5 protein-coding genes are annotated in these 13,393 nt (G+C 37.6%); all 5 read right to left on the bottom strand.

The window, feature by feature from the left end; translation table 11 throughout:
- Window positions 1–3: 3 nt before the first annotated feature.
- The 5 genes from NDQ75_RS12935 to NDQ75_RS12915 all read right to left on the bottom strand — a co-directional run bounded on the left by NDQ75_RS12935 (window position 4) and on the right by NDQ75_RS12915 (window position 13,092).
- On the bottom strand, window positions 4–5,853 hold the full coding sequence (locus NDQ75_RS12935) for a LamG-like jellyroll fold domain-containing protein (protein WP_202029439.1): 5,850 nt from the start codon (window positions 5,851–5,853) through the stop codon (window positions 4–6).
- A 258-nt stretch (window positions 5,854–6,111) separates the two neighbouring features.
- A complete protein-coding gene (locus NDQ75_RS12930; RefSeq protein ID WP_202029440.1) occupies window positions 6,112–7,692 on the bottom strand; it encodes a RagB/SusD family nutrient uptake outer membrane protein in 1,581 nt (526 codons plus the stop codon).
- A gap of 12 nt (window positions 7,693–7,704) precedes the next feature.
- Entirely contained in the window at window positions 7,705–11,196 is a 3,492-nt protein-coding gene (locus NDQ75_RS12925) for a SusC/RagA family TonB-linked outer membrane protein (RefSeq protein WP_202029441.1), read from the bottom strand.
- A 109-nt stretch (window positions 11,197–11,305) separates the two neighbouring features.
- Window positions 11,306–12,307, bottom strand: a complete 1,002-nt coding sequence (locus tag NDQ75_RS12920) for a FecR family protein (protein ID WP_202029442.1) — start codon at window positions 12,305–12,307, stop codon at window positions 11,306–11,308.
- 140 nt (window positions 12,308–12,447) lie between these two features.
- Complete coding sequence (locus NDQ75_RS12915) at window positions 12,448–13,092, bottom strand: RNA polymerase sigma-70 factor (RefSeq protein WP_202029443.1); 645 nt, start codon at window positions 13,090–13,092, stop codon at window positions 12,448–12,450.
- Between the last annotated feature and the right edge of the window lie 301 nt (window positions 13,093–13,393).

Below are 13,393 nucleotides of genomic sequence, written 5' to 3'. Positions count from 1 at the left end.
TTATTATTTTTTAACAAGCTTCGTTTGAACAATCTCTTCGCTATCCTGATAGATTTTCACCAAGTAAACACCTGGATTTAATCTGGTAGCGTCGATGGACTGGCTTGTGCCCACCAATGTAGAAAGCACCAAGTTTCCGGTAAGGTCGAATACCTGTAAGTTCAGGTTGTTTGCTTCGGAAGTTCCTTTCAGACTAAAACTGTTATTTACTGGATTTGGGTACACTTGATAAAGTGTTTCGTTGCTGCTCGCACTCTGCGTGCTGAACATTTCGCTGCCATCGTTGCAACCGGTAACAAAATAGTTGCCCGCAAAGGTCTCCACATTCAGGTCGTCACAAAGAATTTCACTGCTGATGCCAAAAATCCTTCCGTAGAAAGCACCGCCCAATTGGAAACGAACTTCCACTTCCGTTCCGGCCTCTACCGTCCATCCGCGCTTGTGGGTAAACCCGTTCTGGTTGATGGCCGTTGCGTAGATAAACTGTCCGTCCTCACTGATGGAAGTCGGAACGTAGTTCCAGCCACGGTATTTTTCAACACCTTTTACATCCGGCAATAAAGTTGTGTTATCGCCCTGTCCAGTTCTTCTGATCGTTTTCACGCTACAGTCGCTGTGGATTTCCCAAGCGCCCGCCTGTCCGTCGGTACGGATTCCAGCCGCTATCCCGATAACGTAGGTACCTTTATTTCTTTCAAAACTTCTGTAGGTCACTTCGTTGATGGCAACGATTTCCGTAGCTCCCACAAAATCACTGATTTCGAATTCGCAATCGCCAAGGCTCAATCCGCCTTCAACCGTTACCTCAACGGTACTTTTCGCCTCTGGGTTAAACTGCGAAGCCACTTCAATAATGGCCGTTCCGCTGGAAATTCCGGTAACCAAACCGTTTTCATCTACCGTTGCGATTTCTGGGTTGTTGGAAGTAAACGTAACCGCTGTTTTTGAAAAGTTAGGCACAAAAATCGGCGTAGGAATTGCATTTTGAGCATTCACTTCCACAGAAAGTGTATCTACTGTAGCAATACTTAAAGGCGCCACACGTTCCGCTTCAATTTCAGCTTCCGTTAAGGTAGTGTTGAATAATTTAAATTCATCTACTTTTCCTTTGTAACGATTTCCGTTGAAAGAACCACGAATACTGGCACCAACAGTTAATCGCTGATTTTGGAAAGTAATATTATCTGCTTCAGCTGTATCTGAAGCTACCACTTTACCGTCTACATATAACCTTCTTGAAGTCGCACTTTCCAGCACTAGCGTTATAAAATGCCATCCTCCAGCTATGTTTTCTTCAGAATTTACACGCTTTGGTTTTCCATCGTTATCATCTACTAGGATAAAAGGACGTAAACCTTTGCTGCCATCATCCAAAGTAAGATCTGTAATTCCTATACTTATATGATTTCTATTTGTGGTACTATCTGAAAGCGTCATCACTTGGGAAAATTGCGAATTGGAAGCATTTACCCACATAGAAGCAGACATTGGATAATTGTTGATAAGCTGCTTTTCCAAAACAACTACTTCTCCTTCCGAAGGCGATACAGGATCGAACAAAAATGAAGTCCCAACAATTCCTTCCGAAGTAATATTTTCGGCCGTTCCACCTTGAATAGTACCATCATTCCCTGGTCCCGATACGTTATCTACGACTGTTCCGGTAGTTTCATTGAATGTCCAATGAAGATTAATTCCTGCTTCTTGGAAAAGTTCATCAAATAAAACTTGAATCTCTTCTTCAGTAAGAATACCGTCGTAAACTTTAAATTCATCTAAGAAACCATCATAATAAAAAGTGTTATCATTTGTAGGGGCTTCCACATTTTTGTTTCCTCCCAAAGAAGCGGCATTTCGATGCGCAGGAATACTTCCTACCACAGAAATAGTTTTTCCAGCTTCTTGACCATTGATATAGGCTGTAATTGTTCCGGCAGCATACGTAACTGCTAGATGAGTCCATTCTGCTCCATTTGAATAACTTGGAAGTGGCACTTCAAAAGAAGTAAAATTATTTCCTCCACCGTGACGGAACATCAACATTACATTACCTTCTTGAATTTGAAAAACGGCTCCCCCTTGATCTCCGCCTTCTTCAAAAAGAAGTTGCTGAGCAGTTGTATTTCGAGGTTTAAACCATAGTGAATAGGAACGGAAGGAAAAACTATCATTCAACATGCTACCACCCAAAACTCCCACTGCCGGTGTATCCGCTAAAATATCATTTCCTGTAAATTCCAATCCGGCACTTCCAAATGGACTTTCAGCAGAAAAGGAAACCAGTCCGTCTTGCAATCCGCTTTCTAAGCTAGCTATTTCATCTGCAGTTTTATTATCCCACGTAAAATGAAGACCTAACGTTGCCGATGGAAGTATAACAGGACGATCTGCTAATTCTACAATTTCTTCCGAAGTAAGCACTCCATTGAATACTTTAAACTCATCCAAAGAACCGTTAAAATAGAAGTTATCTCCGTTGGAAGAAGACTCCAATTCGTCAACTCCACCAAGAGAAGTAGCATTATTATGGTTTGGAATTGTAGCAACCGATCCCACTCCGGAGCCTGCCAATTCACCGTTAAGGTAAACACCTATTAAACCTGCTTCAAATGTAACAGCCAAATGGTTCCAATCTATTTCATCGCCGTTTGAAAATGGCACCGAAACGGTAGAAAAATTATCTCCGGTTCCATGTCTAAACAACACGGTAATCATATCATTTTCCAATTCAAAAGCAACACCTGCACCTTCTCCACCTTCTTCCAGTAAAACTTGCTTAGGTTGCGTATCTTTTGCTTTAAACCATAAGGAGTAAGAACGTGCTGTAAAACTTTCATTCAACAAACTTCCTTTCGCTATGGCAACAGCAGGATCTATGGCTACTTGACCTGCTTCATCTAAAATGGAAATACTTCCTGAACCGATAGCAGCATCTGCAGTGAAACTAGCAAATTCGCTTAGCGTACTATTCAAGCCAACTACTTCATCTGTAGTGATTCCATCCCAAGTGAAATGCAGTCCTAAACTTGTTTCTGTGGCTACTCCATTTTTTAAAATCACATCGCCAAACTCGGATGTGTCTCTAAAGTTAGTTCCAATTCCAGACCACAATGCTTGCGCATCTCTATTGTCGCCATCATCGTCGTCGTCGAACCCAACATCGAGTCCGATTGTTTTGTTATTTCCAGGCAAAGTTCCCAGTCCAGACCAAGGAATGGCCATTTCCACTACATAACCTCCATCGATGTTGGTGGTTTTGTGTAAAATTTCACCGTTAAAAGGTTTCAAACTGAATAAGCCTTCGTCATTGTAACCTTTAATTAACTGAAAATCGAATGGACCGTAACTACCACCGTCGTTTTCAGGATCAATGTAAATTTCGACTGCATCATCTTGAAAAACGTCATCAGAGTCGTTTACTAAATTATCATCTAAAACCCTTACTCCAACATATAAATAGTTATTATCCCAAAGCACTCCAAAAACACCCGTGTTATTTCCTTCTCCACTGATTACTTTAGCGATATCCGTGTTTAAATTCCAAACACTTTCATCTAAAATACCATCTATTGTTATAGGAGCATCGATTGCGTTAACCGTTAGGTCGGTTGTAAATAATTCTGGCGCAGAGTATTCGGAGAAATCTTCTCCACATTTTGCTCTTACCTGCCACTCATAATTTACACCTTCTATTAAATTCGTTAAAGTTGCCGTAGTATCATTAGCAACCTCGAATACTTCAAAATCTGTAGCATTAATTGTCTTATATCGTACTTCAAAAGTATCTACCGTTGGGTTCGGACTCGACCAAAAGATAGTCGCACTATCCGTTGAAGTTTCAGAACCTTCACCCAATGGAGGTAAACACGCTGGCGCTTCAGCATCGGTAGTTCCTACATATAAAGGAACCATAACAGCCCCTGAACCACGTGCAGGCAATTGAGTACGTAAAATAGTTTGTTCAATTCCGTCTTGAATTTCAGTAATAATCGGATCTCCTGAACCACTTAAATGATTGTACCCGATAAAGGAAACATTAGAATTATCATTTAACACGAAGGGCTCTTCTGCTTTTTTACCAACTTCATTTCTAAATCCGCCTAAAACTTCGGCGAAACCACCGTCTCTAACTTCAAAAGCAACGGTTTCACTTTCCGTTTTAAAGCCCATTGTCCAAAGTGTTCCTCCAAAAACTTTAAAATTGGAAGTTCCTTTGTTTTCATCGTTTATGGACCTTCCGTAAATGGTAAGTGGCGTTGGACAAAAATCTACCGTAGAACCAAAGCCAGCGGTACTTTCCAAGTACATTGTGCTTGTTCCAGTTCCGGTGTATTTAAAATTATTCCAAGTAACATTTCTCATCACAACTGGACGCGCTGCAGATTGAATTAATTCTGCGGAACCTCTGTTTATGTGATAGATATACAACATATCTGATGAGCTTTCGAAAATATCGAAGTCGGTATTATTACTTGGACGACTATACATAAAATCGATAAATTTTACGGAAGCTGGAATCGTTATTCTCGTATTAATATTGTACTCGTGTTTTGGGAAATAAACCACAGGTTTTCCAGAATTCATCGCATTCTGTACTCTTTCTGCATCGGTTTCCCCTGGATATTCGTCCACATTTGCCCATTGTGAAAGATCGCTCTCCCATTCCATAATGGGTGATTCTGCAATTGGCAGATTGAGTGACTTTTTCTCAAATCCTTCAAATAATGTATAAACATCCGACCAAACATATTCTTCAACGTTTCCTGAAACTACATTTTCGCCTTCTTTTCTTACAGAAGCGCTATAACCAGAAAAGGTTGTATTTCTAATAAAAAGTTGCGATTTTTCATTTTGAAGATCGATAGCAGGAACAGAAGAATTAGTTCCTTCAATTTGGCTATCTATGATAATAATTTGCGACTCATCCTGACTGATGATTACAAATGGAACATCGTTGGTACTTGCCGCTTTACGAAAAATAGGACTTCCATCTTCCGCTAAAACGGCAGCTATATTTTGATTTCTAAAAGTAATGTATTCGTAAGTAGGGTTACTCTCTCCACGCGTGGTAGATGCGATTCCATAATCAAAACCATCGATGGTAATATCACGGTAATGACCTTGAACCGTAAACACAGGCATATCGATACCTGCATATCCTTGACCATCTCCCGATTTAATAAGCACATTGTCCATCTCACCGGTATTGGCGCTCATCCAATAAACACCTATAGCGCCTGGATTTCCACTTCCCGTGTCAATGGTGATATCACTTATTTGGTTGGCCGCAGGAATGTTGTTTCCTTCACGATCCCCTACCCCTTTTTTCTGAAGGGATATTAATTCTTTTTGTGCTCCAGCTCCAAAGCCTGGCGCATTGTCTTGTAGTTTTATAATGGTATTATCGCGGTTTTGTCCGACGAATCGTACCCATGCAACTCCTTCTGGATCGGTTTCTTTACCAGTATAGGTTATGTTTCCTAAATTATGAATAATGGTATTGCTTACTAAATATGTCCCATTTGGAAAATACATTTGGTAAGAACCATTGTTGGAATCGGCAGATTGCCAACCGAATTCCTCCATGCGCTCTGCTACAAAGGTGTAAGCAGCGTTTATAGCTTCGGTATCATCGGTAATACCATCTCCGGCTGCATTAAATGGTGGCCGGGTAACATCGATAATTCTTCCACTAGTTGCCAGACGGTTGGTGTCTGCATCAAAAACTGCGAAAGCAGCTTCAGGGTAAATTACGTTTCTTATTGGTTTTCTGTCTTGAGAAAAAATTACGGAAACGTTTGCGAAAATTAATAATAGTAACAAGATTTTTTGGTGTAGTAGTCTTGTTTTCATTTAATTAGATTTAAAGTGTACAGTTGATTGTAATGCATGAACTAGCTCATCTAGAAATAATTTTATTCTAGACTTACACTAATTTTTAAAAACATTTTATGGGAATGAAGTGTTAGAAGTAAAGGTCATTCCATAAATAAAGGTCCTTTTTTAGTAAGGTATTAGGGGTTAAAAAAAGATTATAAAACCGGTTCCTAACTAAATAGGAACCAGTTTTATTGCTAACTAACTACAATGATTAAAAATAACTGTATGTTTTTAGTATCCTGTGCTTTGCTCTAAAGCGGTGTTTGCATCTAATTCTCTTTGAGGAATTGGCAAATAAGTATCTTTTGCATCGAAAATTATAGGTCCGTTTTGAGTAGTACCATATTTGGCTAATTCTTGTTGAACTATACCCCATCGTTGTAAATCAAACCAACGATGTCCTTCTGCAAAAAGTTCTCGAAATCTTTCTTCCCGAATAGAATCCCTTAACTGTGTACCACCAATTCCCGCAAAATCGACACTTGGGTTTGGCGTATTAGGATTCCCTCCATAAGCCCTTCTTCTTACCTTATTGGCATATTCTGCAGCTACTGCATCATTTCCTTGGGCATTCATAACTTCAGCATATAATAGATAAATATCTGCTAAACGGATCAGGTTAAAATTAGAACCATAATTTCTTCTATTAGGTCCTAAAATTGTTAAATCCAAAGGCACATACTTTCTGAAGGCCCAACCTTTAATTTCTGGATTGTCTGGCCAAAATTTCTCTACTGGCTTATAGCTTCCATTTTTGGCTACAACACTATCAACCCCTGGTTCCAGCATATTTATTCTTAACCTTGGATCGCTGCCGAACCTTTCTATGTTCTTGTCATGTGGATAGTTATTATTCCAACCAGCTCCCTTAGAACCAACGATTAATGCCAAACTTTGTCCAGTACCTCCTTTCCATGTTTCAAAATCTTGATCCATTGAAAAGTTTAATTCAAATAAAGATTCAGAGCTAAATTCATTTTTACCATGAAAAAGATCATCATAATTATCAAAATTGACCAATGAAAAAGGCCCATTAATTACTTCTTCTAAACTTGATTTTGCATTGTCCCATTTTTCTTGGTACACATAAACTTTACCTAGAAGAGCTTTGGCTGCATAAGAATCCACTCGAGCTAAATTTGCTCCTGACCAACTTGGAGGCAAAAGATCTGCTGCTTCCATTAAATCCATTTCCAACTGAGCATAAACTTCCCCTACCGTGGACTTATCTTTATTCATTTCCTCCCTACTTTTCGGTACATTTAAAAATAATGGTACCCCAGGAGCATTAGGATCTACGGCAGGATTTTTCTCGCCCCATAATCTTATTAAATCAAAATAATTAAAGGCTCTATAAAACAATGCCTCTCCACGCATTTGCATAACACGATTTCTATCATCTGTACTGATATCAGGATTTTCAGCAAGAAACCTGTCAGCATTTTCTAAGAAATCATTCGCACGAGATATACCACGATAGTAACCTTTCCAATAACCCTCTGTCAAGGCATTTCTTGGGGTTACTTCATTTAAATATATTTCATTACGATGTATGTCTGATATCCACTCTTGGTCCCCTGTTTTGGGCAGCCCATACATTAAAAAAGGCATCAATTGATAACCATATAGTTCACTCGCTCCTAAAGCTTCGTAAACACCGGTCAATGATAATTCTAGATCACCTACCGTATTAAAGAATGCCTCTCCGTCAATAGCATTTGGATTTGACACATTCAAGTCATCATCCGAGCAGCGCACAAAAAGTAGTGCACACAATGCTACAAAAACTGTTTTATTAAATATTTTTCTCATCTTCCTTTATTTTTAAAATCCTAATTGTAACCCTGTAGAAATTAATCGTGTTTGTGGGTATTTAGATAATCCATCTACATTTTGCAATGTATTTCCGCCATCTCCATTACTAACTTCAGGATCCAAACCATCATAGTTGGTTATTGTCAGAATGTTTTGTGCATTTATAAAAACCCTTGCTTTAGTAAAGCCAAATTTACTTAATACATCTGTAGGTATAGAGTACCCTAACTGTATATTACGAAGCTTTAGGTAAGAACCGTCTTCTACAAAATAAGATGAAGGTTGACTTAAATTACCATTTGGGTCACCTGTCGCTAATCTTGGATGACTGGATGAGGGGTTAGACGGGGTCCATCTATCAAATGCTTGCGTAGAGGAATTATAATCTCCATAAAAACCACGAGCGTATGATCTAGTAAGATTGAAAACATCTACCCCTGAAACACCTTGAAAGAACATGGTTAAGTCTAAACCTTTGTATGCAATTGTTGCATTTAAACCATATGTTAGTTCTGGCCAAGGGTTTCCTAAAACGGTTCTATCTTCTTCTGTTATCTCTCCATCTCCATCAAGATCTTTGTAATAAAAATCACCTGGAGACGTTCCGTTTGACTGATAAACTCCATCTGGAGCCCCCGCATTTAAAGCATCTATAGTGGGTTGATCTTGAAAAACCCCTTCAACTACGTACCCATAAAAAGAACTTATAGGGTTGTTCTCTTCTGTTACAGATATTGTCGCTCCTTGAGGTCCAAAAGCGGGGTTACCACCAGTTCTAAATATTTCTTCATTTGCACCTTCTAAGCTTAATAATAAATTCCTATTCCAAGCTGCATTAGCTAAAATATTGAAATCCCAATTCCCAACAGATTTTGAGAAATCCACAGTAAACTCAATCCCTTCATTTTCCATTTCTCCTAAATTCACTGGAACACTATTTACTCCAGTATTTCCAGCAGAGGCTGAAACACCATAAGAAAGAGGCAGTTGTACAGGTATTAACATATCAGTAGTTTTCTTGATATAATAATCCGCCGTAATATTTAATTGATTTCTAAAGAAACCTATATCCAATCCGAAATCTAATTGTGAAATTTCTTCCCATTTAACAGCTTGGTTCGCAAAACGATCTAAATAATACCCAGTAGACACATTTCCATCATCAACACCGGTAGCATTAAAGATATAGAATGAACTATCGTTAACATATACAGAAGAAAATAAATAGTCATTTATCGCATCAGATCCAAGGGTACCGTAACTAGCTCTTAACTTTAAGTTGGAAATGGCACTAACATCTTGCATAAAGGACTCTTTACTAATATTCCAACCTGCAGAAAATGAAGGGAAGGTACCATATTGATTTGCTGATCCAAAACGAGAAGAACCATCATGACGAATATTTGCCGTTAATAAATATTTTCCAGCAAAACTATAATTTAACCTACCGAAATAAGAATTCAAACGATACTGCTGGTTAATAGAATTCCTACTTGTAACAGTTAATTCTCCAGTTGCTAACCCTAAACTTTCTGAATATGGTACAGGAAAATCCACTCCGTTTGCACCAAAATCAACACCATCATTAGTGAATTTTTCATATCCAGCTAAAGCTTTTACATTATGCTTCCCAAAAGTTCTGTCGAAGGTTAATGTAACATTGGTGTTAAAAGCCTCTGAATTGGCATTATAATAGGAAAGCTCTGATGTTAAATTCGATTGATTTCCATAATCGAAAGCTTCTCTGAAGTTTCTATTTAAATTATCTGATAAATTAAACCCAAAACTTCCTCTTAAGGTCAGTCCTTTTACAGGCTCTAATTCTCCATAAATATTACCATTGATTCGCGTAGTTTTATTCAATGCGTGGTTTTGGTACTGTAACCCTACTGGATTTGGACCTGCATTGTAGCCCGGAGACTGACCCCATCCACCATAAGGGTTTGTTTCATCATATAAAGGATGTGTAGGTACTGCTCGATATAAATACAATAAATCCCTACCGTCATCAGAAGTAGGATTTAACTCCGTTCTGGATACCATTAATGACTCTCCTAATTTTAAAATTTTACCTATTTTAAAATCAGAATTTGCTCTTAAATTGTATTTATCAAATTCATTATTCACCATAATACCTTGCTCACTCTGGTTACCCACCGACACAAAGAAATTGGCATTTTCACCACCTCCGGAAAGAGATAAGTTATTGGTTTGCACAATTCCTGTTCTAAACAAAGCATCTTCCCAATCTGTATCTGGCAATTCCGATGGATTACTCCAAGATGGGTCTGGATTGGTATTTCCATTCTCTCTGGCTTCAGTACTCAACAAAATATATTGATCTCTGTTAAGCATATCCGGAAGCCTAACTGCATCTCTAAATCCAACAGTAGTATCAAAATTCACTTGAACCTTTCCTTCTTTACCTCTCTTCGTTGTAACCAGAATAACCCCGTGAGCTGCACGAGCTCCATAAATAGCAGATGCAGATGCGTCTTTTAGAATCTCAACAGACTCAATATCATTGGGATTGAAATAATTCCCTGGATCCTGAGGCACACCATCAACTACCCATAACGGCCCAGTATTCCCTATGGAACCTGCTCCACGAATGGAAATCTTTGATGAACTCCCTGGTGACCCTTCTCCTCTTTGAATGTTTACACCGGCAGCCCGACCTTGTAAAGCAGCTTCCACAGTAACCTCAGTAACTTTGCTGATTTCTTCAGAGCCTACTGATGAAATTGAACCTGTTAAATCAGATTTTTTCTGCGTACCATATCCTACTACCACTACTTCATCTAATGCACTAACATCTGATTCTAAAGAAACATTTACTACGCTTCTTCCGTTTAGCGGAACTTCAATTTCTTTGAAGCCGATATAGGTAAATACCAAAGTAGCATTTTCATCTGCAACATTGATACTGTAATTACCATCAAAATCAGAAGAGGCACCGTTAGAAGTACCTTTAACCATAATATTAACCCCTGGCAATGGCACTCCATCTTCGGAATTTGTCACCTTACCAGTAACTACATTTTGCATTACACTTGCTGAAGCACCATTAATTGTATTTAATCCTGAATTAGACGAATTCAACTGACTTAAAGCTTTCGCTTTCAACCTTGTTGCTTCAGACCTCTTGTTAGTAGGATAAATTACATAATAATTATTTTCTAAAACCTCATAGGTTAATCCCAGTGGTTTTAGAATTTCTGTTAACGACTTGTTTAGATCATCTCCTAAAGAAGGAAAGCTTGAAACCACTTTCTTACTGATCACTTCATCATTAAAAGCAAATCGTACATTGTACTTTTTTTGAATTTCCACAAGTACATCCTCTAAAGAACTTTGTTTTAGAGATGCACTCTTATGGTAGCTACCCCGAGCAGAGAAATTATTTACAGACGCATAACTTTGCGCGAAAATTTCTGCCGAAGGACTACACAAGATCACTGCCAGCCATGCTTGACTAGCTTTTCTTAGTAATTTTTTCATTGGCTTGATTAAATTAACAGTTAGCTTTTATTAAATAATGATTGATTAAATTAGTGTGTACGTACACACAGTTTTAGAAATAAAATTTCTTTCTTTTTTCATATTGTTGTCACTTGTTGTTTTTAAAAATTATTGTGTCTTCTTGTCTTTTCACTTCTATCCCGAATGATTTTGAAATAGCTTTAAGAAGCACCTCCAAATTGTCGGCTGGCAAGACAGCGGTAAATACTCTATTCTTTAGGTTTTCGCTTTCGAACTCAACTTCGAGTCCGTAATTATCTTCTAATAATTCCCCAACTTTGCTAAGCTCTACTTTTTCAAAGTTAAATTCGCTGTATCGCCAAGAAGTGTACATTTTTGTATCCACTTCCTTTTTTATAATTTTTTTGCTTTGTCTTTCAAATTTTACCGACTCCCCTGGCTTCATTACAATTTCCTCGGGAAGTTCACCCCGTGTCAAGTTTAATTTTACCTTTCCAGAATTTAGCACTACCCTCGTTTCATCCCTTCGGCCATTAACATTAAATTCGGTTCCTAAAACCTCCACTTTTACATCATTGTTAAAAACCAAAAACTTTTGATGAGATTTTGTGTGCTGCACCGAAAAAAACGCTTCTCCATCTAACCAAACCTGGCGAGTATTTTTCTCTCCCCAATGCTTTGGCACCTTCAAATTGGAATTAGCATTTAAAATTACTTTTGAATTATCTGGCAACAGTACAGTCTGCATTTCACCATAACCTGTTTCGTAAATAGTGAAGCCATAAAAATTATCATAATAATAGTACGATGCTCCACCAATTAGTAATAACAACACGACTGCAGCTATGCGCTGGATTGACTTTATAAAATTTCTACGTGATGTACGAACTTTCGGTTCAACGTATATTTTTTCGTAAAGCTCGATTCTCTCTTTTAAAGTCTGAAAGTCTTTTGTCCCTTCAAATTCTAAATCGGCATTTTCAATTTCCCATTCCTCAAGCTTCTTATAGAAATATTCAATATTCCTTTTGTCGCTATTAAGCCATAGCTCAACCTTCCTTTTCTGGCTCGCCGTAGCTTCCCCAGAAAAATAATCGGACAATAATTGATTGCTAATATTATGCTTCATTCTTACGTTGTTATCTATAAGACACAAAAATTTAATCTTACCCTACATCAAAATGCGAGAAAAATATTTTTTTTATGAATAAAATGTGGATTTGCAACGGAAAAGCCTTTAAAAATAAGACTTTCGCAATGTTAAGTTTCTTAACAAAAAAATAATATTAATAAGGACAAGTAATATTTTAGAGAAAATTTCAAGGATTTTAATGCACGGCTCATGTTTGCCTCAACTGCTTTATTGGAGATATTTAGCCTGTCAGCAATTTCCCTGTATTTAAGTCCTTCGTTACGGCTAAGCAAAAATACTTTTTTGCATTGCGGACTTAGCTCGTTGATGGCTGCTTTTATTTTTTCTGAAAGCTCATCATAAATAATACCACCCTCTGGACTCACTTGATTGGAATTTAAGGCAATTACTGGAGAATCTTCCAAACTAGTATATTTACGGTATTCCCTACTTAAATAGTTATAGGCAGTGTTTTTTGCTGAAGTAAAAAAATAGGCCCTTACTGAGCTGTTTATTTTTATCTTCTTACGATTTTTCCAAAATTTAAAAAACAAATCTGAAATCAAATCTTGTGCAATTTCTTTTGATGCTACAAATCTTACCACATAATTGCATAAGATGGGAAAGTAATGATTGTACAGCTCCTCGAAACTTTTTAAGTCATCTTCTTTTACTATCTTTTCAAAAAGAGCGTCCGCATCAACCTCAGAACAAGCAACCTGAACAGGCTCCATATTCTTTGGTTTTTCATTAAGCACAATATTTTCAGTATCTAGCTTCACTTTCGGGAACTTAAGTTAAACAGTACAAAAACAGCTTTTTAACACATAATTAATATGCAAAATTTGGAAATTAGCAATTTTTCACTCGTGTAAAAATAGAAATATTTTTTCAAGAAAAACAAACTAAATCAAGAAAAACGTAAAAATACTGCTCCCGAAGTGTCAAATTAATAAATTTTTGTGTCAAAAATTATCATGCTTGTTTTTGATTTCAAAAAAACATACTTTCGCCTTGCTTTTCTTACTGTTGTCAGCTTGCGACACGTTTTATAAAACCCTCGCACATTATACGTATCTATTA

The sequence above is a fragment of the Galbibacter mesophilus genome (assembly GCF_023721415.1).
In the GTDB taxonomy this organism is placed as follows: domain Bacteria; phylum Bacteroidota; class Bacteroidia; order Flavobacteriales; family Flavobacteriaceae; genus Galbibacter; species Galbibacter mesophilus.
Note: the sequence above shows the minus strand (reverse complement) of the source record. Positions and strands in the feature narration are given on the sequence as shown.

Coding starts and splice junctions, on each gene's coding strand:
- NDQ75_RS12935 (WP_202029439.1), bottom strand. CDS start 5,853: ATGAAAACAAGACTACTACACCAAAAAATCTTGTTACTATTATTAATT.
- NDQ75_RS12930 (WP_202029440.1), bottom strand. CDS start 7,692: ATGAGAAAAATATTTAATAAAACAGTTTTTGTAGCATTGTGTGCACTA.
- NDQ75_RS12925 (WP_202029441.1), bottom strand. CDS start 11,196: ATGAAAAAATTACTAAGAAAAGCTAGTCAAGCATGGCTGGCAGTGATC.
- NDQ75_RS12920 (WP_202029442.1), bottom strand. CDS start 12,307: ATGAAGCATAATATTAGCAATCAATTATTGTCCGATTATTTTTCTGGG.